Source organism: Methylobacterium sp. Leaf123 (assembly GCF_001423405.1).
Classification (GTDB): Bacteria; Pseudomonadota; Alphaproteobacteria; order Rhizobiales; family Beijerinckiaceae; genus Methylobacterium.
The window spans coordinates 193,169-214,737 of the sequence record NZ_LMNS01000023.1 but is presented as its reverse complement, the minus strand read 5'-3'; the positions used below and the strand labels follow the sequence as shown (position 1 = coordinate 214,737).

Genomic DNA, 21,569 nt, shown 5'->3' with positions numbered 1-21,569 from the left:
CTCCCGTTTCGAGAGGAGATTATCCGAGCCCCGCGGGCGATCAACGGCATAGAAAAGGCCCCACGGGCGCGAGCCCGGGAGCCTTGTCAGGTATGAGGGATTTGAGGCGTAAGTCGGCCGAAAAGGCCGATCAACGCTCCCGGCCGCTGAGGAGCTTTTCCAGAGCAGCGAGCCCGCTGCGCTCTGCGGCCTCTTCCGTGGTCTGCACGCGATCCGCGCGCTGGAAGAGTTTGCCGTTCCGGCGGATGGCCCAGGTGAAGTGCCCGGCAGGGCGCTCGCAGGCTTCGATTTCGAGGGTGTAGGGATTTGCGCTGTTGTTTGCCATGAACGGAATATAGGGTCGCCCTCCCGCTCCGGCTACCCACCCAGTGCATGGTCGCGTTGCTTTTTGCTGGTGGCCCCGCATCCGGTCGGGCTTCGGGGCTCCGCATTTGACAATCCGAAGCGGATCATCGACACGGCCCCCGGCCGGGGCGCGGGCCGTCCACCGGCCTTTTTCATCCGCGCCCGAGCCGCCGATGCCCGTTCCTCCCCGCCAGAGCCGGACCGCACCGATCGGGGGCGGCCCCCACCGATGATGCGCCTCGGCGTCGCGCCGGCCGCGCTGTCACCGGCGGAGGGTGCCCGGCCGCTCGACGGCGCATTGCGCCTCGCGGACCGGGTGCTGTCCTTCGGGGCTGCGAGCCATCTCCGCGCCTGCCTCCTGCTCTTGGCTGTCGGCCTCGCGAGCTTCCTGCCGGGCTTTGCCTCGCTCCAGCCGATGGACCGGGACGAGCCGCGCTTCGCCCAAGCCTCCAAGCAGATGCTGGAGACGGGCGACCTCGTCGATATCCGCTTCCAGGCCGAGGCCCGCCACAAGAAGCCGGTCGGCATCTACTGGGCGCAGGCCGCCGCCGTCGCGGCCGGGGAGGCGCTCGGTGTGCCGCAGGCGCGCATGCAGATCGGGCTCTACCGGATTCCCTCGCTCCTCGGCGCGCTGGCGGCGATCCTGCTGACCTACTGGGCGAGCCTCGCCCTCCTCGACCGGCGCCGCGCGCTCCTGGCCGCCGCCCTCTTTGGCGCCTGCATCATGCTCTCGGCCGAAGCGCGTCTTGCCAAGACCGACGCGCTGCTCACCGCCTGCTCGGTCGCCGCCTTCGGCGCGCTCGCCCGCGCCTGGCTCGGGCGCGCCCGGCTGGAGCGGCGCCGCGGCCCGGCCTCGCTCGGGACGGCCCTGGTCTTCTGGCTCGGCATCGCGCTCGGCATCCTCGTGAAGGGGCCGATGGTGCCGCTCTTCGCCGGGCTCGCCGCCCTCGTCCTTGCCGTGCGCGAGGGCTCGGCCCGCTGGCTGCTCGATCTGCGCCCGCGCCTCGGGCTTCTCATCACGCTCGCCGTCGTGGCGCCCTGGTTCCTGGCGATCGCCTGGAAGAGCGGCGGCGCCTTCTTCGGCGAGGCGGTGGGGCGTGACATGCTCGGCAAGGTCGGCACCGGCGCCGAGAAGCATTGGGGCCCGCCCGGCGCCTACGCGCTCGCCTTCTTCGCCACCTTCTGGCCGGGCGCCGCCTTCGCTTCACTCGCCATTCCCTTCGCCTGGGCGCGGCGGCGCGAGGAGGCGGTGGCGCTGCTCCTGACCTGGATCGTGCCGATGTGGCTGATCTTCGAGGCGGTGCCGACCAAGCTGCCGCATTACGTCTTGCCCCTGATGCCGGCGGTGGCGATCCTCACCGTGTTGGCGCTGTCGCGCGGCGCCCTCGATCCGCGCCGTCCCGGTGCACGGTGGGTGGCGAGTCTCGTCGTGCTGATCCCGGTGGGGCTGACGCTGGGCCTCAGCGTCGCCGTGTGGCGTCTCGACCACGTGCTGCCGCTGGCCGCCCTGCCGTTGCTGCTCGCCGCCTGCATTCTCGCCGGCCTCGCCTGGGCCGCCTTTGCCCGCGGGGAGAGAGAAGGGGCAGGGCAAGGGGGAGGGGAAGCCGCTCTGGTGCTCGCCATCGCCGCCTCGGTGGTGCTGTCGGGCGCCGTGTTCGGTCTGACCCAGCCGGTGCTGCAAAGCCTCAAGGTCTCGCCGCGGCTGGCCGCGATCCGCGACGCCCTGCCCTGCGTGGCACCGCGTGTGGCCAGCCTCGGCCTTCGCGAGCCGAGCCTCGTCTTCACCGTCGGCACGGATCTGGCCATGCTGAATTCCGGTGCGGAGGCCATCGCGTTCCTGCGCGAAGGCGGCTGCCGCCTCGTGCTGGTCGAGGACCGATTCGCCGCCGAATTCGCATCTGCCCAGGGCGGGCCGCTGCCCGCCGCGGCCGGCCGGGTCACGGGTTTCAACATCAACGGCGGCAAGCCGGTCGGGGTCTCCGCCTACGCCGCGCTGCCGGGTCCCACACCATGAGCACGACGACCCAATCCGAGCCCCCGCGCCTCAGCGTGGTGGTGCCGGTGAAGAACGAGGCCGGCAACATCGAGGCCCTGGTGGCCGAGATCGGCCATGCCTGCCAGACCCTCGCGCCGTTCGAGGTCATCTACGTCGATGACGGCTCGACCGACGCGACGCTGGCCACCCTCCGGGGCCTGCAGGCCCGGCATCCGTGGCTCAGGGTGGTGCGCCACGACCGCGGCGGCGGCCAGAGCGGGGCGGTGCGCAGCGGCGTGCTGCGCGCCCGCGCGCCCGTCATCGCCACGCTGGACGGCGACGGCCAGAACGATCCGTCCTTCATCCCCGTGCTCTATGCCGCCCTCGAACAGGGCGGCCCGACGGTCGGCTTGGCCCAGGGCCAGCGGATCGGCCGGAAGGGGGCCTGGAAGCAGTTCCAGTCACGCATCGCCAACGGCGTGCGCGGAAAGATCCTGAAGGACGCCACCCGCGATACCGGCTGCGGCCTCAAGGTGTTTCGCCGCGAGGTCTACCTCACGCTCCCCTATTTCGACGCGCTCCACCGCTTCATGCCCGCGCTCGTTACCCGCGAGGGGTTCGGCGTGGTCCATCGCGACGTGGTGGACCGGCCGCGCTTCACCGGACACTCGAATTACGGGATGTTCGACCGGCTCTGGGTCGGCATCCTCGATCTCGCCGGGGTGTGGTGGCTGATCCGGCGGCGGCGCCCGGCCCCGCGGGCCGAGGAAATCCCGCACAGCGAGAGCCGGTGACCCCATGCTGATCCAGCTCGCCGAGGATCTCCCGGCCTATTTCTACGACGTGTTCGTCACCCGCTTCGATTTCTGGCTGGTGTTCGGCATCGGGGCGCAGCTCGTGTTCGGCTCGCGCTTCATCCTGCAATGGATCGCCAGCGAGCGGGCGGGCAAGAGCGTGATGCCGCTCTCGTTCTGGTTCCTGTCGATCATCGGCGGGCTGATGACCCTGGTCTACGGCTTCGTGCGCCGGGAGCCGGTGATCATCATCGGGCAGGGGCTGTCCACCTTCATCTACCTGCGCAACCTCGCCCTCATCTTCCGCGAGCGGCGCCGCGCCCGCCGGGCCTGAGACGGGTTCGGCGGCATGTTCCAGAGCGCGACGGGCGATCCCGAGAGCATCGCCCATATCATCCAGGTGGCGCTCGCCCCCGCCTTCCTGCTCTCGGCGCTGGCGACCCTGCTCAACGTGTTCTCGACCCGCCTCGGCCGCGTCGCCGACAAGGTCGATGCGCTTTCGGCCAGCCTGCCCGGCGCGGACGAGGCGGCGCGGGCGACGCTGGCCCGCCGCCTCGCCTATCTGCGCCAGCGCTCACTCCTGCTCGACGTCGCGGTGGTGCTGGCGAGCTTCGGCGGCGTGATGACGGGCGCGGCCGTGCTGACCCTGTTCGTCGGCGCGCTCAGGGACGCCTCCGCGGCCTCCGTGCTGTTCGCCTGTTTCGGCCTCGCACTCGCCTGCACCATCCTGGCGATCCTGGCCTTCCTCGCCGAAATCCTCCTGGCCGGCCGGGGCATCCGCCTGGAGGTCGAGCACAAGCAGGATCGGCCAAAATAATCAGGGTCTCGAAAGGGCGAGCCTTTTCGTGGGTCCAGGGCAAAGCCCTGGAGGATCGGTGAGCCTGTAATCCTCCGCCCGCATCCGCTCGGTGCCGCGCACGTAATCGCCCACCGTCCCGGGCCAGAGGGTGCGGTTGCGCCCCGCGCGGTCGAGATACCAGCTGCCGCAGCCGCCTTGCGTCCAGATGCTGTCCCGCATCCGCGCATCAACCTCGGCGCGGAAGCGCGCCTGGGCCTCGGGGCGCACCTCCAGCACGGTGCCGGTCTGGTCGCGCAGCCTTTGCAGCGCGCCGAGCACGTGGGCGACCTGCGCCTCGACCATCAGCAGCACCGAGTTGTGGCCGAGCCCGGTATTGGGGCCGAGCAGCAGGAAGAAGTTCGGGAAGCCCGCCACCGAGACGCCTCGGAAGGCGTCCGCTCCGCCCTTCCACGCCTGCAGCAAATTCACGCCGTCGCGCCCGATCACCTCCGTGCGCAGAACGCTGCCGCCGGGGGTGAAGCCGGTGGCGAAGATCAGCACGTCGAGCGGGTGTTCGGCGCCGTCCGCCGTAACGATGCCGTGGGGCAGGACCTCGCGGATCGGCGCGGTGACGAGGCTCGCGTTGGGCCGGGCCAGCGCCGGATAGTAGTCGTCGGAGAGCAGCACCCGCTTGCAGCCGAGCCGGTAATCGGGCGTGAGCTGTCGCCTCACCGCCGGATCGGCGATCGAGGCCGCGAGGTGCCGGCGTGACCACGCTTCGGCCAAAGCGGTCACGCGCGAGACGCGGGTGAAGCCCGCGAGCGCCGCGATCTCGCGGCGCCAGAACAGCGAGGCGCGGTGGAGACGGCGCAGGGGGGCGATCCGCATCAGCCGCCGGAGACCGCGCCCGGTCGGACGGTCGCCGCGGGGCAGGATCCAGGGGGCCGAGCGTTGGAACTGGGTGAGATGGGCGACGCGGCCGACGATCTCGGGCACGAACTGCACTGCGCTCGCCCCCGTGCCGATCACGCCGACGCGCTTAGCCGTCAGGTCGCAGGCATGATCCCAGGCCGCCGAGTGGAAGGCGTTTCCCGAGAACCGCTCAAGGCCGGGGAGGCGGGGCAGGGCAGGGTGGTGCAGGGCGCCCATGGCACCGACCAGCACGCGGGCGGAAAAGACGCCCCTATCGGTCTCGACCCGCCACAGGCCCGCCGCCGCATCGAAGACGGCCCGCTTCACGCATGTCTCCAGGCGCAGGAGCGGTGCGAGGCCGTACTCGGCCACGAGCCCTTCGAGATAGGCCGCGATCTCGGGTTGCGGCGCGAAGAGGCGCGACCAGTCGGATTTCGGCGCGAAGGACAGGGAGTAGAGCTGCGAGGGCACGTCGCAGGCCGCCCCCGGATAGGTGTTCTCCCGCCATGTGCCGCCGACGCCGGCGGCCTTCTCCAGCACGAGGAGGCGGTGAAACCCGGCCTGCCGCGCGCGAATCGCCATGGCGAGGCCGGAAAAGCCCGCGCCGACGATGACGAGATCGAGGGGCGCCTCGCTCACGCCGTGACCTCCGCCTCGGGATGGGGGCTCGCTTCCAAGGCGCGGTGCAGGAACAGCGCTGCCCCGTCGAGGGAGCGGCGGGCCTCGGGTAGAAAGCTCTCGGCGAGCTGCCAGGCATGCGCCACGACGGGAAACACCGTGAGCTCGACCGGCACGCCCGCGGCCTTCGCCTTCTCGGCGAGGCGCAGGGAATCGTCGCGCAGGATCTCGCGGGCGCCGACATGGATCAGGAGCGGCGGGAAGTCCGCGAAGTTGGCCTCGATCGGCGAGGCGCGCGGATCGGCGGGGTCGGCCCCGGCGAGGTAGGCCGGAACCAGCCGCATCAGCGCTTCGGGGCGGAACATCGCGTCGCGCCGCCCATTCGTGCGGAACGAGGCGCTGCGGCCAATCAGGTCGGTGGCCGGCGAGAAAAGGGCTGCGGCCGCGGGCGGGGTCAGGCCGAGGCGGCGCGCCTCGATGATCGTCGCGAGCGCCAGGCTGCCGCCAGCGGAATCCCCGGCGACGACCGCCGGACCTGCCTCCGCGAGCGCGGCCCAGACGCATGTGCAATCCTCGACAGCCGCGGGAAAGGGGTGCTCCGGCGCCAGCCGGTAATCCGGCGTGAACACCCGGAAGCCGGCTCGAGCAAACCGCCCGGCGACCGGGCGGTACAGTTCCGCCGAGCAGGCGATGAAGCCGCCGCCGTGGCAATAGAGCAGGGTCGGCCGCTTGCCCTTCGCGCCGACCCCTTCCGTCCTCGCCCCTTCGATCTTCGCACTTTGGGCCTCTGCCCACTCGCCGGGCACGCCGCCGACCTCGCCGGGGGTGAAGGCGACGCCGGCCGGCGTCGGGAACCGGCCGCGCTCGAAGGCGCGGCGGATCGCGTAGACATCGCGGATGCTGCCGAGCCGCCCCTTCACCGCGAGGCGGATGGTGAGATCGTAGAGGTAGGCGCGCAGGCTCGCCATGGTTAGGAGTCCCGAACGGCGCGGCGGATCAGCGACCAGTAGCGCACCGGCATCAGGCGCTGGATCAGTAGGGCACGGCGGGCGTCGGCGCCGATCACCACGCGGGGCGCCCGCGTCTCGATTCCGCGCAGGATCGCCGCGGCGGCTTTCTTCGGGCTCAGGGTCAGGAGGCGCTCGAAGGCGAGATGCGCCTCGGCGGCTTTCCCCGGATCCATGCTGCGCGGCCGGCGGGCGTTGCGGGCGATGGCGGTGGCGACCCCGCCCGGATGCACCAGCGTCACGCCGAGCCCGGTGCCTTCGACTTCGTGGCGCAGGGCCTCGGTGAAGCCGCGCACGGCGAACTTGCTCGCCGCGTAGGCCGCCTGCCCCGCGGGCGCGATGATCCCGAACACGCTCGACAGGTTGACGATCTGCGCCTGTGCTTGAGCCTGCAGCAGCGGCAGGCAGGCATGGGTCAGCCGCATCACCGCGTGCAGGTTCACATCCATCAGCCAATCGATGTCGGCCGGGTCCGTCTCCTCGAACCGGCCGCCGAGCGCCACGCCGGCATTGTTGACGAGGAGATGCAGGCCCCCGTGACGAGCCCGGACCGCCTCCGGCAGGGCGAGCAGCGCCGCCCGGTCGGCGAGATCGAGGACGTGTTCGCTGACGGCGGCGCCGGCCGCGCGGGCGGCGCGCGCCGTCTCGGCGAGGCCCTGCGCGTCGCGGTCGGCCAGGGCCAAAGCACAGCCGCGTTCCGCCAACGCGAGGCTCAGGGCCGCGCCGATGCCGCTCGCTGCCCCCGTGACGAGGGCGGTGCGCCCTCGCAGAACGAAACGCTGTCCCATGCCCGTCTCAGGCCTCCGGGGGGAGGGCTTGCGTATTGTAGGCCCCGGCCATGGCCTCGATCTCGGCCAGCTTGGCGTGGAGCGCCGACCAGTCGTCGGCCTCCGCGATCGGCGCCCAGAGCGCCTCGACCTCGTCGATCAGCATCGTGCAGGGCTTTTCACGGGCGAAATAGGGATGGTCAAGGTTGGCGTTGGCCGCGGGGCGCATCGCCTGGAGCGCGGTGTGGACCGGGCGGAAGGCGTCGCTGGCGTAGTGCTCGCCGGCCGGGCTCCGGGCCGCGCGGGGCTCGCTCGCCAGCCCGCCGCGCCAGTCGAAGAAGACCTGCTCGAACGGCGCGCGGCTCTTCTCGAGGAAGGCCCAGAATGCGCCGACCAGCCGGTGCACCGCGCCCTCGCCCTCCCCCTGCGCGGGCGTGACCCCGAGCCGGAACAGGATCGCCTCGGCGAACGCGTCCTGAAGCGCCGGGCCGAAGGTCTTGAGCCCCGCCTCCAGCCGCTCCTTCGGCACGAGGCCGAGCAGGCAATCGGCCAGCCGGCTCAGGTTCCAGAACAGAGCCTCGGGCTGGCGGCCGAAGCTGTAGAGGCCCCATTCGTCGAAATAGGCGGCGGTGAAGGCCGGATCGTGAGCGTGAGCGAAGCGCCAGGGGCCGTAATCGAAGCTCTCGCCGGTGACGTTGATGTTGTCGGTGTTGAGCACGCCGTGGACGAAGCCCGCGGCCATCCATTGCGCGCCCATCCGCGCGACGCGCGCGACCATCGCCTCGAAGAACAGGGCCGCCCGCTCCGCCGGCTCGGCATCTTGGATGCCGGGATAGTAGGTCTCGACCACGTAACCGACGAGGCGGGCGATCGCCTCGGGCTGTTCGAGGAACTGGAAGCGCTGGAAGGTGCCGATGCGCAGGTGCGAATGCGACAGCCGCACCAGCACCGCCGAGCGGGTGGGGGAGGGCTCGTCACCCCGCTCCAGCGCCTCCCCGGTCTCGATCAGGCTGAACGATTTCGAGGTCTCGACACCGAGCGCCTCCAGCATGGCGGTGGCGAGCACCTCGCGCACGCCGCCCTTCAGCGTGAGCCGCCCGTCCGCCCCGCGTGACCAGGGCGTCGTGCCGCTGCCCTTGGTGCCGAAATCGAGCAGCCGCCCATCGCGCCGGTCATGCGCCTGCGCGAACAGGAAGCCGCGCCCGTCGCCGAGATACGCGTTGTAGGAGCGGAACTGGTGGCCGTGATAGCGTAGCGCCAGCGGCCGCTCGAACGAGCCGGGCAGGGGCGTGAAGCGCGCGAAATGCGCGATCCAGGCCTCGTCCGACAGATCGTCGAGCCCGACGCGCCGCGCCCACGCGTGATTGCGATAGCGCAGGATCGCCGCGGGGAAGTCGGCCGGGGCCACGACGTCGTAGAAGTCGGGCCCGAGATCGGCGTGGCGGCGCGAGGGTTTGAAAGCGGGCAGGGGTTCGGCTCCGTCCGGTGTGGCGGGAGGAGTCGGGCAGGCGAGGGGGAACGTCAAGCCGACGAAAGGCCGAACCCGGCGGCGGGGAGGGGCGATCCCTTCACCGAATGGCTGCCGAGCCCTCCCCCCTGGCTATTCCGGGGCCGGCGCGGCATGGCATCGAACCGGAACGCGCCTCGCACACGGATCATCCAGCGTGACCCAAGGCACCGCCGGCACCCGCGCCTCCGCGGCGGCCTACCCGATCCTGACGCTGACCACCCTGCTCTGGGCGGGCAACACGGTGGCCGGCAAGTGGGCGGTCGGGGAGGTCTCGCCGCAGGTGCTGACCACCCTGCGCTGGGCCTTCGCCTTCGCGGTGCTGCTCGTGGTGGCGCGCCGCCAGGTTCTGGCGGACCGGGACCGGCTGGTGCAGCGCTGGCCCTACCTGTTCCTGATGGGTGCCTGCGGCTTCACCATCTTCGCGAGCCTGTTCTACGCCGCTGGCACCTATACCAGCGCGGTCAACGTGGCCCTGATCCAGGGGGCGGTTCCCGTCTTCGTCATGGCACTGAACTTTGCCGTGCGCCGCGTGCCGGTGAGGGCAGGGCAGGTGATCGGCGCCGCCGTCACCCTGGTGGGCGTGGCGGTGGCGACCACTCACGGCGATCTTGCGGTGCTGGCCCATCTCGGCCTCAACCGCGGCGACGGGCTGATGCTCGCGGCAAGCCTCGTCTATGCCGGCTACACCGTGGCGCTGGCCGGGCGCCCCGCCGTCTCGGGGCTCGCCTTCTTCACCGCGCTGGCGCTGGCCGCCTTTCTCACGTCGCTGCCGCCGCTCGCCGCCGAATGGGCGCTCGGCCGCGCGATCTGGCCCGCCACCGCGACGGCCTGGGCCATCGTCGCCTTCGTCGCGCTCGGACCCTCGCTGCTGGCGCAGCTGTCCTTCATCCGCGGCGTCGAGCTGATCGGCCCGAACCGGGCCGGATTGTTCGTGAACCTCGTGCCGGTCTTCGGCGCGGGGCTCGCCGTGCTGCTGGCGGGCGAACCCTTCGGCGGGGCCGAGACGCTGGCGCTGCTCCTCGTGCTCGGCGGCATCCTCATCGCCGAGATCGCCGGGCGGCGCGCGGCACGGTCCCCAGGCCGTTGAACCGGGAGGGGCAGCCGCAAGTACAACGAGAGGCGAGGGAGAGGGCGCTGCTCCGTCCGCAGCCAATCCCGCAATAGATCGCCCTGCGCCGAAAGGGATGTCCGCCGGGCGTGCAAAAGCGGTGAAGACAACGAACCTCATCTCATCCGCCCCGGCCCGAACGACAGACGGAAAAACCTGCACCGCGGTGGGCGGGACACAGATCGAGCCTGAAAACCAGATAGAGTTCGTCCGAATCACATTTCGGGCCCTCCCCCTCCAGATGCCGTCCTTCCTCGCCCCTGCCGCCGGACGGCTGCCCGTGCCGCCGTGGTTCGGCGACATCGCCGCCCTGGGCGCGACGGGGATCGCCATCACCCTGCGCCACGCGTTCGACGACGTGCTGCCGCCGGGCTTCCCGTTCCTGACCTTCTTTCCGGCGGTGATCCTGACGACGTTCTTCTTCGGCCGGCGGCCGGGGATCGTCTGCGCGGTGCTCTCGGGGCTGGCCGCGTGGTACTTCTTCATCGGCGAGGCGAACATCTTTCGGTTCGATGCGCAGACCGCCCTGGCGCTCGGCTTCTATGCCTTCATCGTCACGGTCGACATCACGCTCATCCACCTGATGCGCGTCGCGGGCGAACGGCTGAGCGCGGAGCGGGCGGTGAGCGCGCAGCTCTACGAGCAGCAGCGCACCATGTTTCAGGAGCTGCAGCACCGCGTCGCCAACAACATGCAGTTCGTGGCGGCCCTTCTCGCCCTTCAGAAGCGCAAGGTCATCGACCATCCGGAGGAGGCGCCCGCCGTCTTCGACGAGGCGCAGGCCCGGCTACAGACGATCGCGCGGATCCATCGCCGCCTCTACGACCCGGCGCGGGCCGACCAGCCCGTGGGCCAGTACCTGCAGGAACTCTGCTCCGACCTGCTCGACGCGACGGGCGCGCGCAACATCGTCTGCCTCGTCGATGCGCCGCCGGTGCGCCTCGATCTCGCCCGCCTGACCACCCTGTCGCTCCTCGTGGTCGAGGTGGTGACGAACGCCCTCAAACACGCCTTCCACGGGACCGAGCGCGGCACCATCACCATCCGGCTCGAAACCCTCGGCGCCGGGCAGGCGTTGCTCAGCATCGCCGATAACGGGCCGGGCATCCCCGCGACCTTCGATCCGGCCACGAGCCGCAGTCTCGGCTTCCGGATCGTTCAGGGGCTCGCCGGCCAGCTCGACGGCACGCTCACCTACGCCAACGAGGGCGGCACGGTGGTGCGCCTCGTCTTCGTCACCGGCCCGACGGCCGCCTGACGGAGCGGGCTCGAGCCGTCGCATTCGGCCGGGGCAGGGCGCCTTCGCATGAGTCGGAAGCCCGATGCAGGTCGATGCGTCCGGCATGGGGGTTTTGGGGGCGTCTCAGGCCGTCGATCGGCCACCCGATCCCGTCTCCGACAGCCCATCAAAGCTGTTCGCATAAGATATATTATGGAACATGAAGGTGGGCGTAGGTGTCCTGGTAGGCATCTGTTAACCATAAATCCCAGGCCATTTCCCGGTTTTCGCCCCTTTGATGCCGATCCGGCCTGCGCCGCACGGATTGGGGCAAACCCCTCGCAATCGTCACAATCATCGGGCAACAGCCGGAGACATCGGGAAACAGAATCGGCATCCAGACGTTTCGCCATGTTCAACCGCCCGCTCTCCGGTCTCCTCCTCGCAGCCGCCCTAGCCGGCCCGCTCGGCCTGTCCGGTGCCCGCGCGCAGCCCGATGCGCCGCCGGTCGTGGCGCCGCAGATGCCGGCATCCGTCGAGCGCCTGCCGACGAAGCTGACCCGGCTCGCCTCCATGCTCGGGCGCGACGGCGATGTGCGGATCGTGGCCTTCGGCTCCTCCTCGACCGAAGGGGCGGGCGCTTCGTCCCCGGCCATGGCCTACCCTGCCCTGCTTGAGCGCGACTTGGAGGAGCGCCTCCAGATCGGCGCATCGAGCCGGCGCTCGATCACCGTGATCAACCGCGGCAAGGGCGGCGACACCGCCGAGGCGATGGCGCGGCGCCTGGAGCGCGACGTGCTGGCCGAGCGCCCGGACCTCGTTGTCTGGCAGACCGGCAGCAACGATCCGCTCGCCGGAGTGCCGCTGGAGCGCTTCGTCGAACTGACCCGCGCGGGCATCCTGGCGATCCGCGCCACGGGGGCCGACGTGGTGCTGATGGACCAGCAATGGTGCAGCAAGCTCTCGGGCATGGATGGGGCCGAGCGCTACGGCGAGGCGCTGCACGCGCTCGCCACCGAACTCCGCGTGCCGGTGATCCGCCGCCGCGCCCTGATGCAGTCCTGGGTCTCGCACGGATTGATGACCCCGGCTCAGATGATCGGCCCTGACGGTCTGCACATGACCGATGCCGGCTACCGCCAGCTCGCCAAGGCCGCCGCTGCCCAGATCCTCGTCGGCGCCGGCCTGATCCAGCCCTCGCTCGCCCGGAACTGACCGGGGCAGGGGTGGCTTTCGCAACCATGAAGCCCCCTCCCCGCGCAGTTACACCCCGCGCTGTCGCATGAAGCAGGCCGAACTGACTGAGGCGGCTCTGGCCGTCTTCCTCGACGCCTTCTACGCCCGGGTGCGCCGCGATCCGCTGATCGGCCCCGTCTTCGCGGCAAAGATCCCGGATGAGGCGTGGCCGCGCCATCTCGCCACGATCCGTGATTTCTGGTCCTCGGTGCTGCTCAAGACCGGGCGCTACAAGGGCAACCCGTTCGGCCGCCACCTCGGCATCACGGGCATTGCGCCCACGCATTTCGCGCGCTGGCTCGGCCTGTTCGAGGAGACCGCGGGGGAGGTGTTCGTGCCCGAGATCGCGGCGGAGATCGTCGAGCGGGCGCATCGCATCGGCGACAGCCTCAAGGCCGGGCTGTTCTTCCGGCCGGAGATGCGGACCGTAAGGCCCTGATTCTCTTCAGAGATCGATGGTTGCCGTCAGCCCGTCATAGGCCGGCACCACGTGGTCGGGCAGCTTCTTGGCCAGCGTCGCGTAGTCGAGATCGGTGTGGAGGTTCGTCAGGATGGCGCGGCGCGGCGCCACCTCCTCGATCAGGGCGAGCGCGTCCGAGACCGAGTAATGCGACGGGTGAGGGGTCTCGCGCAGGGCATCGATGATGAGCAGGTCGAGGCCGTGCAGGCGGGCCTTGGCCGCCTCGGGCATCAGGCTCACGTCCGGCGCGTAGGCGGCGGGGCCGAAGCGGAAGCCGTGGGCGATCTCGTTGCCGTGCTCCATGCGGAAGGCGTCCGCCACGATCGGGCCGCCCGCGCCCGCGATGGTCAGCGGCTCGTCCGCTTGCATCTCGTGCAGGTCGAGGATCGGCGGGTAGAGGCTGCCCGGCGGCGTCTCGAAGGCGTAGCCGAAGCGCTTCATGAGCAGCGCATGGGTGAGGGGATCGGCATGGACCGGGATGCGCCGGTGCATGTGGATGACGAGCGGGCGCACATCGTCGATGCCGTGGGTGTGGTCGGCATGGGCGTGGGTGTAGAGCAGGGCGTCGAGGCGGGTGACGCCGGCATCGATGAGCTGCTCGCGCAGGTCCGGCGAGGTATCGACCAGCACCGTCGTGGCGCCCTCCCCTTGCCCGTTCCCGCTCGCTTGGCGGCGCTCGACCAGCAGCGAGCAGCGGCGGCGGCGGTTGCGCGGCTCGGACGGGTCGCAGGCGCCCCAGCCGTACCCGACCCGCGGCACGCCGCCGGACGAGCCGCAGCCGAGGATGCGCAGGGTCAGACTCGCCATGCGCCCTCCCCCAGCCTCATCGCACGATCCTCATGCGCTCACGCCCTCGATCGCCGCGGCCTTGGAGAACAGCCGGTAGAAGTTGGCCGTCGTGTGTCGAGCAAAGTCCTCGAAGGGCAGGTCGAGCGCCTTGGCCAGCACGCGGGCGGTGTCGGCGGTGTAGGCCGGTTCGCAGCGCCGGCCGCGATGCGGCTCGGGTGCGAGGTACGGTGCGTCGGTCTCGACCAGGATGCGATCGAGGGGCACGGCACGGGCGATGTCGCGCAAAGCGTCCGAGCGGCGGAAGGTGACGATGCCGGAGAACGAGACCGACAGACCGAGTTCGACCCCGGCCTCGGCCAGCCGCGCACCCGACGAGAAGCAGTGCAGCACCGCCTTGAAGGGCTTCCGCGCCATCTCGTCGGTGAGCACAGCCTCCATATGCGCGTCGGCGTCACGGGAATGGATCACCAGCGGCAGGCCGGAGAGGCGGGCGGCCTCGATATGGGCGCGCAGCACCCGCTCCTGCGCCGCTGCCGGCGCGGCGTCCTCGTAATGGTAGTCGAGCCCCGCCTCGCCGATGCCGACGCAGCGCGGCGTATCGGCCAGCGTGGCGATGGTGTCGGCCGGCACGTCCGGCTCCTCGGCGGCGCCGTGTGGGTGGGTGCCCACCGTGTACCAGACCGCTGCGTTCGCCTCGGCGATCGCGCGGTAGCTGTCGGCCTTGGCAACCCGCGTCGAGATGGTGAGGAGGCGCGTCACGCCGGCCTCGGCCGCGCGGGCGATCACACCCGGAATGTCCTGCGCGAAGTCCGGGAAATCGAGGTGGCAGTGGCTGTCGACCAGCATGGTCTCTTTGGCGGATTGTCTTGAAAGGAAGGAGCGATGCAAGGAAGCGGCCGCGTCAGGCCGCCGCCTCCGGCTTCTCGAAGCGGGGGAAGATCGGGGCCGGGGCGGGCAGCGCCGTGCCGCCCTGCAGGCGGTGCTCCGCGCCGGTAAAGGCGAAGCTGCGTGCGTTCACCGGCACGGCGAGCAGGTCGAGCAAGGCCGCACCCGCCGTCGGCACGAAGGGCTGCACCATCAGGCCGACCCGGCGCAGGGTCTCGACCGTGACGTAGAGCACCGTGTTCATGCGCGCCGGATCGGACTTGCGCAGTTTCCACGGCTCTTCGGAGGCGAAGTAGCGGTTGGCCTCGCCGACCACGGCCCAGAACTCGGCTAGGATCGCGTGGAGCGCCAGATTCTGCATCAGCCCCCGCGCCTTTTCCGGCAGGGCGGCGGCGGCAGCGAGCAGGCGTTCATCGGCCTCGGTCAAGGCACCGGGCTCCGGCACCGTGCCCTCACAGTTCTTCGCAATCATCGAGAGCGAGCGCTGGGCGAGGTTGCCGAGGTCGTTGGCGAGGTCCGCGTTGATGCGGTTGATGATCGCCTCGTGGTCGTAATTGCCGTCGCTGCCGAACGGCGCCTCGCGCAGGAGGAAGTAGCGCACCGGATCGACGCCGTAGGTGCCGACGAGATCGAGCGGATCGACCACGTTGCCGAGCGACTTCGACATCTTCTCGCCGCGGCTCAGGAAAAAGCCGTGGCCGAAGACGCGCTTGGGCAGCGGCAGCCCGGCCGACATCAGGAAGGCCGGCCAGTAGACCGCGTGGAAGCGGACGATGTCCTTGCCGATGATGTGCAAGCTCGCCGGCCAGAATCGGGCGTTCGGCGCCTCCGCATCGGGAAAGCCCGTCACCGTCAGGTAGTTGGTCAGGGCATCGACCCAGACATACATGACGTGGCCCGGCCGGTCCGGCACCGGCACGCCCCAATCGAAGGTGGTGCGGCTGATCGAGAGATCCTTGAGGCCGGAGCGTACGAAGCTCGCGACCTCGTTCATCCGCGTCTCGGGCGCCAGGAAGTCCGGCTGCTCCGCGTAGAGCTTGAGCAGGGGCTCTTGGTACTTGGAGAGACGGAAGAGATAGTTCTCCTCCTCCATCCACTCGACGGGCGTGTCCGTCTTGATCGAGCGGCGGTTGCCGTCAGGGCCGAGCACGGTCTCGGCCTCGTCGTAATAGGCCTCGTCGCGCACCGAGTACCAGCCGGCATATTTGGCGAGATAGATGTCGCCGTTGGCCTCCATCCGCCGCCACAGCTCCTGGGCCGCGGCATAGTGGTCGGCTTCCGTGGTGCGAATGAAGCGGTCGTAGGTGCAGTCGAGCCGGTCGGCCACAGCCTTGAAGCGCCCGGCCATGTCATCGACGAAGGCGCGCGGCGTCACGCCGGCGCGGGAGGCCGTCTGCTGGATCTTGAGGCCGTGCTCGTCGGTGCCGGTGGTGAACAGCACGTCGCGCCCGTCGAGGCGGTGGAAGCGGGCGATGGCGTCGGTGGCGATCACCTCGTAGGCATGGCCGATATGCGGCACGCCGTTCGGGTAAGAGATCGCCGTGGTGATGAGGAAGGGCTCGTTCGCCTTCTCGCTCGCGCTCACGTCAGAAGATGTCCCGGATGCGAAGGTCGGACTGTCATGCCTTGTGGCGCGCAACGTCCCGCGACGCAACCGGCCTGCCGGGTACCGCACCGTTCGCGTTCGGCCGACGCCGCGTTCCTTACGCAGATGCAAAAGAGCCCTGCCGGGACCCGGCAGGGCTCTTTGGACGTGCGGCGTTCGTGTCGGGTCGAGGCCGCTCAGGCGGCGCGCTGGGCGCCGACGGGCAGGACGTTCTCGTTGCCGATCTTGACGGCGGCGCGCTTCGCGGAAGCGGGCGCGGCCCCGCCGACGGCCACGAACTCGCCGGCGGCAGCGGTATCGGCCTTCGGACCCAGACGGTTGGCCACGAGGGCGACCAGAGCGATGTTGACAAGACCGGCGGTGAGGGCGGCGAGCAGAGCCAGGGAGATCATGGGGGGCATCCCGTGCGGTTTGTTGCGTTGCAGCGTATGTGCCACCAACGGGGCCGTTCTGGTATACCAAGCACCAAATGCCAGATATTCGCTGGACGCATATATCGAGCGCCGCGAGGCCTGAGCCCTGAGCATTTTGCATTATGGTGCTATAATACCTAGCAACTTGTTCTATTTTGCATGGACACGGCTGTGATCATCGGGTTAATCCTCGGCGGCGCTGCGACCGGCCGGTAAGGTTCTAGCGTGGGCCACAAGCGTCAGCTCACCCTCGCCGATGACTTCGAGGACGGTTTTCATGTCAATCGCCAAGGTTCGCCAGCCTGACGAGCAATGGATCGAGCTTCCGGAGCCGAATCTCGACCGTTACATGCTGCGCTCGTGCCGCCGCGCTGCGAACGACAACCGACGGCCGTCTGCCGAGATCTTTCGTGCCGTGCAAATCGGCGCCTGCGTGGCCCTGATCGGTGCCACTACCCTCATCACGGCTTTGATCTAACGACCCGCGCTCGATCCGGTCGACGCACTTTCCCGCCCATCAGGCCGGCGACGGAAGCCTCGTTGCCGCCGCCAACTCCCGGAAGGCCGCGAGCACCAGCGGCCGGCGGTCGAGATTGTAGATCGCGGCCTCGCGGGCCGAGGACGCGATGCGCTCGGCGGCCTCCACCAGCGCCAGCAGCCGGGCTGGGCCCTCCCCTTGCCGCCGGTCGATCTCCGCCGCGACGTAGCGCTGAATCGCATCGAGAACGGTGGCGAGCAGGGGTTCGGCGTCGCGGCCCGCGAGCGTTTCGGCCAGTTTGAGCACGCGCCGCCCGTCCGGCTCGGGCAGGCCGGCGAGAAGGGCCGAGACCTCCGCCTCGACCGCGGCGGTGGCGGGGTCGAGCAGCGCCACCGCGCGGGCGACCGAGCCCTCGCAGAGCGAGACGGCCCGCGCCAGAGCCGCCGCGTCGGGTCGGGCGAAGGGCGCCGGAAATCCCTCGATCACCGCACGCACATCCGCCTCGGGCAGCGCACGCAGCGCCAGCGCCCGGCAGCGCGAGCGGATGGTCGGCAGCAGGCGGCCCGGCGCGTGGGAGACGATGAGGAAGATGGCGCGGGGCGGTGGCTCCTCGATCATCTTCAGGAGTGCGTTGGCGCTGCTGGCATTCAGATCCTCGGCGCTGTCGACGATGCAGACGCGCCAGCCGCCCTCCCCGCCCGCGGTGGATCCGAACAGGCTCAGCGCCTCGCGGGCGGCATCGACCGAAATGCGGGTCGGCAGCGTCTTGGCGCCCGGCGCCTGGACCCGGCGCAGCGCGACCAGATTCGGGTGCGACAGGGCCATCACCTGCCGCGCGGCCGGGTGGTCCTCCGGCACGTCGAGGGAATCGGGGGAGGGGAGCGTGCGCGGGTCGGCCACGAGCCGGCGCGCGACTCGGTAGGCCAGGGTCGCCTTGCCGATGCCGGCGGGACCGCCGATCAGCCACGCATGATGGAGCCGGCCCGCGGCCAGCGCCCCGGCGAAGGCGGCTTCCGCGTGACCATGCCCGAGGAGGCGGGTCTGTTCGCGCGGGCGCGGGACGTGGGCGAGATCACCCGCCTCGGCCTCGGTGCGGGCGTCGCGGGCAGCGCGGGAATCAGGCCGCATGACCTTGTCCCTCCTGCCCCTGCCCTTCGCCCGCGGCCGGCAGCAGATCCGGCCACCGGGCGGCGATGGTGGCGGCGATGGCGGCCTCGACCGCATCGGGGCCGAGATCCGCATCGATGATACGGCAGCGCTCCGGCTCGGCCTCGGCGATGCTGCGGAAGGCCGTCCGCAGCCGCTCGTGGAAACGCATGCCCTCGGCCTCGAAGCGGTCGGCGGGTTCGCCCGCCCCGCGCCGTCTTGCGCGGGCGAGGCCGGCCTCGGGCGGCAGATCGAGGATCAGGGTGAGATCGGGCCGCAAATCTTCGAGCGTCACCCGCTCCAGGCTGTCGATCAGCGCCGGGTCCAGGCCGCCGGCCGCGCCCTGATAGGCGCGGGTCGAATCCGAGAAGCGGTCGCACAGCACGATCGCGCCGCGGTTCAGGGCCGGGCGGATCAAGTTCTCGATGTGGTCGATCCGGGCGGCGGCGAACATCAGCGCCTCGGCGAAGAGCCCATAGGGCTTGGCCACGCCCCGCAGCAGCGCCGCACGCAGGACTTCCGCCCGTTCCGTCCCGCCGGGCTCACGGGTGGTCACGACCTCGCGCCCGCTCACCCTGCGCAAGGTTTCGGCGAGGCGCGCGATCTGGGTGGACTTGCCCGCCCCCTCCCCGCCCTCGAAGGTGATGAAGACGCCCCGCGGCGCATCGCTCGACATGGATTGCGGGCTACCACAGTGGGAGACGGGGCGCGACCTGCTCCCAGGGCCATCGCTTCAAGCGATGGCGCCTTTGCGCCCCGTGAGCCAGGAAGCGCCCAGCACCACGACACCGACGGCGGCGATCAGTAGGGTCGAGGCGGCGTTGATCTCCGGGTTCACCCCGAGGCGGACCTGGCTGTAGATCCGCATCGGCAGGGTGGTGGCGCCGGGCCCCGAGACGAAGCTCGCGATCACGAGATCGTCCAGCGACAGAGTGAAGGCGAGCAGGAACCCGGCGGCGACCGCGGGCGCGATCAGCGGCAGGGTGATGCCGAAGAAGACACGGGCCGGCCCGGCACCGAGATCGGCGGCGGCCTCCTCCAGCGAGCGGTCGAGACCCTTCAGGCGGGCCCCCACCACCACCGCGACGAAGCCGGTGGCAAAGGTCGCGTGCGCGATGACGAGGGTCGCGATGCCCCTGTCGAGGCCGATGCCGACGAAGAGCAGCAGCAGCGACAGGCCGGTGATGACTTCCGGCATCACCATCGGCGCGTAGAGCAGGCCGGTATAGGCGCCGCGCCCCCAAAAACGCCCGTGCCGGTCGAGCGCCAGCGCGGCCAGCGTGCCGAGCACCCCGGCGATCGAGGCCGAGAGAACGGCGACCTTGAGCGAGACGAGCGCGGCGGCGATCAACGGGCCGTCCCGGAACAGCACCCCGTACCAGCGCGTCGAGAACCCGCCCCAGACGGTCACGAGCTTCGAATCGTTGAAGGAATAAGCGACCAGCACGAGGATCGGCGCGTAGAGGAAGGCCAGCGCGAGGGTCAGCGCCGAGCGGGCGAAGAGGCTCATCGCTGGGGCCCCTCCACCGCTTCCTCGCGGCGCAGCTCCGCCTCGCGGAACAGCACCACGGGCCCGACCACGAGGATCAGCAGCAGCACCGCGACGGCGGAGGCGAGCGGCCAGTCGCGGTTGGAGAAGAACTCGCTCCACAGCACGCGCCCGAGCATCAGCGTGTCGGAGCCGCCGAGCAGATCGGGGATGATGAACTCGCCGACCATCGGGATGAAGCAGAGCAGCGCCCCGGCGGCGAGGCCGGGCAGGCTGAGCGGCAGGGTGACGGTGAAGAAGGCCCGCGCCCGCGACGCGCCGAGATCGGCGGCGGCCTCGGTGAGCGCCGGATCGAGCCGGCTCATCACCGCGTAGAGCGGCAGCACCATGAAGGGCAGGTAGGCGTAAGCGAGGCCGATCAGCACGCCGAAGGGGCTATCGAGAATCGGCAGCGGCGCGGCGATCAGGCCGAGTTTCAGGAGGGCCGCGTTGAGCAGCCCCTCGGGCTTGAGGATCGCGATCCAGGCATAGACCCGGATCAGAAAACTCGTCCAGAACGGCACGATGACGAGTGCCACGAGGATCGGCTGCCAGCGGGCCGAGGCGCGGGCCATGGCATAGGCCGTCGGCGTGCCGATCCCGACGAGGATCGCGGTGGCGAGCGCGGCATAGCCCAGCGAGGAGAGGGCAGCGTCGCGGTAGAGCGCGTCGGCCGCGATCATCTGGTAATTCTGGAAGTCGAGCGCTTCGAAGAACTCGCGCCAGCCCTCCAGGCCGCCCTCCCATTCGAGCACGGGCAGGTAGGGCGGCTGCGCGGTGGCCGGCGAGGAGAAGCTGATCTTCAGCGTCACCGCGAAGGGCACGAGGAAGAACAACCCCAGCCACAGCAGCGGCAGCCCCCGGACGAGACCGCGCCCCAGGCGCTGCGGCATGCCGCTCATGCCGGCAGAATCCAGGCGCCTTCCGCAGGCACCCCGAGGGTGACGGTCTCGCCAACCGTTGGGATCGGGCCGGGCGTCGGCAGGGCGGCGGAGGCGCGCAAGCTCGTTCCGTTCGCCATCTCGACCCGGTAGCGAATGCGGTCGCCGAGGAAGGTCGCCTCGGTCAGAAGGCCGGACAGCCCCTCCATCGCCCCCTCCCCGCGCACGACCAGACGCTCGGGCCGAATCGCGATCACGACCGCGTTGCCGGCCTCGCCCTCGCCGCTCGCGCGCAGGAGGCCGAACGCCGTCTCGACGCTGCGGATCCCGCCGGGTTCGGCCCGCCCGAGGCGGCCATCGATCAGGTTCACGTCGCCGAGCAGGCCCGCGACGTAGCGGTTCGCGGGCCGCTCATAGAGCGCGCGCGCCGGCCCCACCTGCACGAGGCGTCCGCGCTCCATCACCCCGATCCGGTCGGCGAGCGCCATCGCTTCCTCGGCATCGTGGGTGACGACGACGAAGCTCGTGCCGAGCCGCTGCTGGATCGCCCGCAACTCTCCTTGCGTCTCCTCGCGCAGGGCCCGGTCGAGGGCGCCGAGCGGCTCGTCGAGGAGGAGGAGGTGGGGTTCGCGGGCGAGCGCCCGGGCCAGGGCCACCCGCTGGCGCTGGCCGCCTGAGAGTTTATCGGGGCGGCGCGCCTCGAAGCCTTCGAGCCGCACGAGCCGGAGGAGATCCTTCACCCGCCCGGCGACCTGCGCCCGGCTCAGGCCCAGACCCTTCAGGCCGTAGGCGAGATTGGCCGCCACGCTCATATGCGGGAACAGCGCGTAGGACTGGAACATCATGTTCACCGGCCGCCGGTGCGGCGGCAGCGCCGTCAGGTCGGTCTCGCCGAGGCGGATCGTGCCGGAATCCGGCGTCTCGAACCCCGCCACCATCCGCAGCAGGGTGCTCTTGCCGCAGCCGGATGGGCCGAGCAGGCAGAAGAACTCACCCTCCGCAAGGTCGAGGGAGACCGCATCGACGGCCGTATGCGCGGAAAAGCGCTTGGTGACCCGCTCCAGGCGGAGCCTCTGGTCCGGAAGGAGAGTGCTGGCGTGCAAGATGGATCTTC

The 21,569-nt window shown here is 70.6% G+C and carries 23 protein-coding genes; 9 read left to right on the top strand and 14 right to left on the bottom strand.

Annotation, left to right across the window (positions count from 1 at the left end; all coding sequences use genetic code 11):
• Positions 1 to 130 precede the first annotated feature (130 nt).
• Positions 131 to 325 (bottom strand): hypothetical protein, encoded by a 195-nt coding sequence (locus tag ASF53_RS14745; RefSeq protein ID WP_003599068.1) that lies wholly within the window; start codon positions 323 to 325, stop codon positions 131 to 133.
• A gap of 249 nt (positions 326 to 574) precedes the next feature.
• Between ASF53_RS14745 and ASF53_RS14740 the strand changes: the two genes are divergently transcribed.
• Genes ASF53_RS14740 through ASF53_RS14725 form a run of 4 tightly spaced genes read left to right on the top strand, consistent with a single transcriptional unit; the run spans position 575 to position 3,931 of the window.
• Positions 575 to 2,359, top strand: a complete 1,785-nt coding sequence (locus ASF53_RS14740) for an ArnT family glycosyltransferase (RefSeq protein WP_056199654.1) — start codon at positions 575 to 577, stop codon at positions 2,357 to 2,359.
• The gene (locus ASF53_RS14735; protein ID WP_056199650.1) at positions 2,356 to 3,114 is read left to right on the top strand and encodes a glycosyltransferase family 2 protein; all 759 of its coding nucleotides are present in this window, start codon (positions 2,356 to 2,358) and stop codon (positions 3,112 to 3,114) included. Before ASF53_RS14740 ends, ASF53_RS14735 begins: the two co-directional genes overlap by 4 nt.
• A 4-nt stretch (positions 3,115 to 3,118) precedes the next feature.
• Positions 3,119 to 3,448: a lipid-A-disaccharide synthase N-terminal domain-containing protein gene (locus ASF53_RS14730; protein ID WP_003599063.1), complete on the top strand. Its 330-nt coding sequence runs from the start codon at positions 3,119 to 3,121 to the stop codon at positions 3,446 to 3,448.
• Positions 3,449 to 3,463: 15 nt separating this feature from the next.
• Positions 3,464 to 3,931, top strand: a complete 468-nt coding sequence (locus tag ASF53_RS14725; protein WP_056199647.1) for a DUF2721 domain-containing protein — start codon at positions 3,464 to 3,466, stop codon at positions 3,929 to 3,931.
• Here the strand turns inward: ASF53_RS14725 and ASF53_RS14720 are convergent, their stop codons facing one another.
• The 4 genes from ASF53_RS14720 to ASF53_RS14705 are packed head-to-tail and all read right to left on the bottom strand — an operon-like array spanning position 3,932 to position 8,721.
• Entirely contained in the window at positions 3,932 to 5,443 is a 1,512-nt protein-coding gene (locus ASF53_RS14720; RefSeq protein WP_056199645.1) for a flavin-containing monooxygenase, read from the bottom strand.
• Positions 5,440 to 6,390 carry an alpha/beta hydrolase gene (locus ASF53_RS14715; protein ID WP_056199643.1) on the bottom strand — a complete coding sequence of 317 codons (951 nt, stop codon included), beginning with the start codon at positions 6,388 to 6,390 and terminating at the stop codon, positions 5,440 to 5,442. Before ASF53_RS14715 ends, ASF53_RS14720 begins: the two co-directional genes overlap by 4 nt.
• A gap of 2 nt (positions 6,391 to 6,392) precedes the next feature.
• Positions 6,393 to 7,217 (bottom strand): SDR family NAD(P)-dependent oxidoreductase, encoded by an 825-nt coding sequence (locus tag ASF53_RS14710; RefSeq protein ID WP_056199640.1) that lies wholly within the window; start codon positions 7,215 to 7,217, stop codon positions 6,393 to 6,395.
• A gap of 7 nt (positions 7,218 to 7,224) precedes the next feature.
• Entirely contained in the window at positions 7,225 to 8,721 is a 1,497-nt protein-coding gene (locus ASF53_RS14705; protein WP_082482732.1) for a protein adenylyltransferase SelO, read from the bottom strand.
• A 139-nt stretch (positions 8,722 to 8,860) separates the two neighbouring features.
• Here ASF53_RS14705 and ASF53_RS14700 point away from each other — a divergent pair, with 139 nt between their 5' ends.
• The 4 genes from ASF53_RS14700 (at position 8,861) to ASF53_RS14685 (ending at position 12,708) form a co-directional block, all read left to right on the top strand.
• Positions 8,861 to 9,793, top strand: coding sequence for a DMT family transporter (locus tag ASF53_RS14700; protein ID WP_056199638.1), 933 nt, complete (start codon positions 8,861 to 8,863; stop codon positions 9,791 to 9,793).
• Between the two features lie 262 nt (positions 9,794 to 10,055).
• Entirely contained in the window at positions 10,056 to 11,072 is a 1,017-nt protein-coding gene (locus tag ASF53_RS14695; RefSeq protein WP_056199635.1) for a sensor histidine kinase, read from the top strand.
• Between the two features lie 372 nt (positions 11,073 to 11,444).
• Positions 11,445 to 12,248, top strand: coding sequence for an SGNH/GDSL hydrolase family protein (locus ASF53_RS14690; protein WP_056199633.1), 804 nt, complete (start codon positions 11,445 to 11,447; stop codon positions 12,246 to 12,248).
• Between the two features lie 67 nt (positions 12,249 to 12,315).
• Positions 12,316 to 12,708, top strand: a complete 393-nt coding sequence (locus ASF53_RS14685) for a group III truncated hemoglobin (RefSeq protein ID WP_056199630.1) — start codon at positions 12,316 to 12,318, stop codon at positions 12,706 to 12,708.
• Positions 12,709 to 12,714: 6 nt separating this feature from the next.
• Here the strand turns inward: ASF53_RS14685 and ASF53_RS14680 are convergent, their stop codons facing one another.
• The 4 genes from ASF53_RS14680 to ASF53_RS14665 all read right to left on the bottom strand — a co-directional run bounded on the left by ASF53_RS14680 (position 12,715) and on the right by ASF53_RS14665 (position 16,401).
• On the bottom strand, positions 12,715 to 13,536 hold the full coding sequence (locus ASF53_RS14680) for an MBL fold metallo-hydrolase (RefSeq protein WP_056199627.1): 822 nt from the start codon (positions 13,534 to 13,536) through the stop codon (positions 12,715 to 12,717).
• 30 nt (positions 13,537 to 13,566) lie between these two features.
• Positions 13,567 to 14,364, bottom strand: coding sequence for a TatD family hydrolase (locus tag ASF53_RS14675; RefSeq protein WP_056199624.1), 798 nt, complete (start codon positions 14,362 to 14,364; stop codon positions 13,567 to 13,569).
• A 55-nt stretch (positions 14,365 to 14,419) separates the two neighbouring features.
• The gene (metG, locus tag ASF53_RS14670; RefSeq protein ID WP_056199621.1) at positions 14,420 to 15,988 is read right to left on the bottom strand and encodes a methionine--tRNA ligase; all 1,569 of its coding nucleotides are present in this window, start codon (positions 15,986 to 15,988) and stop codon (positions 14,420 to 14,422) included.
• 197 nt (positions 15,989 to 16,185) lie between these two features.
• Entirely contained in the window at positions 16,186 to 16,401 is a 216-nt protein-coding gene (locus ASF53_RS14665; protein ID WP_056199618.1) for a hypothetical protein, read from the bottom strand.
• A 298-nt stretch (positions 16,402 to 16,699) separates the two neighbouring features.
• On the opposite strand from ASF53_RS14665, the gene ASF53_RS14660 reads away from it, so the two are divergent.
• A complete protein-coding gene (locus ASF53_RS14660; RefSeq protein WP_056199615.1) occupies positions 16,700 to 16,900 on the top strand; it encodes a hypothetical protein in 201 nt (66 codons plus the stop codon).
• Between the two features lie 39 nt (positions 16,901 to 16,939).
• On the opposite strand, the gene ASF53_RS14655 is transcribed toward ASF53_RS14660, so the two are convergent.
• Genes ASF53_RS14655 through ASF53_RS14635 form a run of 5 tightly spaced genes read right to left on the bottom strand, consistent with a single transcriptional unit; the run spans position 16,940 to position 21,558 of the window.
• Positions 16,940 to 18,028, bottom strand: a complete 1,089-nt coding sequence (locus ASF53_RS14655; protein ID WP_056199611.1) for a DNA polymerase III subunit delta' — start codon at positions 18,026 to 18,028, stop codon at positions 16,940 to 16,942.
• Positions 18,018 to 18,722, bottom strand: coding sequence for a dTMP kinase (gene tmk, locus ASF53_RS14650; protein WP_056199608.1), 705 nt, complete (start codon positions 18,720 to 18,722; stop codon positions 18,018 to 18,020). The genes ASF53_RS14655 and tmk overlap by 11 nt, the downstream gene beginning before the upstream one ends.
• Positions 18,723 to 18,779: 57 nt before the next feature.
• Positions 18,780 to 19,556 carry an ABC transporter permease subunit gene (locus ASF53_RS14645; RefSeq protein ID WP_056199606.1) on the bottom strand — a complete coding sequence of 259 codons (777 nt, stop codon included), beginning with the start codon at positions 19,554 to 19,556 and terminating at the stop codon, positions 18,780 to 18,782.
• Positions 19,553 to 20,476 carry an ABC transporter permease gene (locus tag ASF53_RS14640; protein WP_156635553.1) on the bottom strand — a complete coding sequence of 308 codons (924 nt, stop codon included), beginning with the start codon at positions 20,474 to 20,476 and terminating at the stop codon, positions 19,553 to 19,555. Before ASF53_RS14640 ends, ASF53_RS14645 begins: the two co-directional genes overlap by 4 nt.
• A complete protein-coding gene (locus ASF53_RS14635) occupies positions 20,473 to 21,558 on the bottom strand; it encodes an ABC transporter ATP-binding protein (RefSeq protein ID WP_056199601.1) in 1,086 nt (361 codons plus the stop codon). The genes ASF53_RS14640 and ASF53_RS14635 overlap by 4 nt, the downstream gene beginning before the upstream one ends.
• Between the last annotated feature and the right edge of the window lie 11 nt (positions 21,559 to 21,569).

What these genes read in the sequence shown, in the direction of transcription:
- ASF53_RS14745 (WP_003599068.1), bottom strand. Translation starts at nt 325, where the DNA reads ATGGCAAACAACAGCGCAAATCCCTACACCCTCGAAATCGAAGCCTGC.
- ASF53_RS14740 (WP_056199654.1), top strand. Translation starts at nt 575, where the DNA reads ATGATGCGCCTCGGCGTCGCGCCGGCCGCGCTGTCACCGGCGGAGGGT.
- ASF53_RS14735 (WP_056199650.1), top strand. Translation starts at nt 2,356, where the DNA reads ATGAGCACGACGACCCAATCCGAGCCCCCGCGCCTCAGCGTGGTGGTG.
- ASF53_RS14730 (WP_003599063.1), top strand. Translation starts at nt 3,119, where the DNA reads ATGCTGATCCAGCTCGCCGAGGATCTCCCGGCCTATTTCTACGACGTG.
- ASF53_RS14725 (WP_056199647.1), top strand. Translation starts at nt 3,464, where the DNA reads ATGTTCCAGAGCGCGACGGGCGATCCCGAGAGCATCGCCCATATCATC.
- ASF53_RS14715 (WP_056199643.1), bottom strand. Translation starts at nt 6,390, where the DNA reads ATGGCGAGCCTGCGCGCCTACCTCTACGATCTCACCATCCGCCTCGCG.
- ASF53_RS14710 (WP_056199640.1), bottom strand. Translation starts at nt 7,217, where the DNA reads ATGGGACAGCGTTTCGTTCTGCGAGGGCGCACCGCCCTCGTCACGGGG.
- ASF53_RS14695 (WP_056199635.1), top strand. Translation starts at nt 10,056, where the DNA reads ATGCCGTCCTTCCTCGCCCCTGCCGCCGGACGGCTGCCCGTGCCGCCG.
- ASF53_RS14690 (WP_056199633.1), top strand. Translation starts at nt 11,445, where the DNA reads ATGTTCAACCGCCCGCTCTCCGGTCTCCTCCTCGCAGCCGCCCTAGCC.
- ASF53_RS14685 (WP_056199630.1), top strand. Translation starts at nt 12,316, where the DNA reads ATGAAGCAGGCCGAACTGACTGAGGCGGCTCTGGCCGTCTTCCTCGAC.
- ASF53_RS14680 (WP_056199627.1), bottom strand. Translation starts at nt 13,536, where the DNA reads ATGGCGAGTCTGACCCTGCGCATCCTCGGCTGCGGCTCGTCCGGCGGC.
- ASF53_RS14675 (WP_056199624.1), bottom strand. Translation starts at nt 14,364, where the DNA reads ATGCTGGTCGACAGCCACTGCCACCTCGATTTCCCGGACTTCGCGCAG.
- ASF53_RS14665 (WP_056199618.1), bottom strand. Translation starts at nt 16,401, where the DNA reads ATGATCTCCCTGGCTCTGCTCGCCGCCCTCACCGCCGGTCTTGTCAAC.
- ASF53_RS14660 (WP_056199615.1), top strand. Translation starts at nt 16,700, where the DNA reads ATGTCAATCGCCAAGGTTCGCCAGCCTGACGAGCAATGGATCGAGCTT.
- ASF53_RS14655 (WP_056199611.1), bottom strand. Translation starts at nt 18,028, where the DNA reads ATGCGGCCTGATTCCCGCGCTGCCCGCGACGCCCGCACCGAGGCCGAG.
- tmk (WP_056199608.1), bottom strand. Translation starts at nt 18,722, where the DNA reads ATGTCGAGCGATGCGCCGCGGGGCGTCTTCATCACCTTCGAGGGCGGG.
- ASF53_RS14645 (WP_056199606.1), bottom strand. Translation starts at nt 19,556, where the DNA reads ATGAGCCTCTTCGCCCGCTCGGCGCTGACCCTCGCGCTGGCCTTCCTC.
- ASF53_RS14640 (WP_156635553.1), bottom strand. Translation starts at nt 20,476, where the DNA reads ATGAGCGGCATGCCGCAGCGCCTGGGGCGCGGTCTCGTCCGGGGGCTG.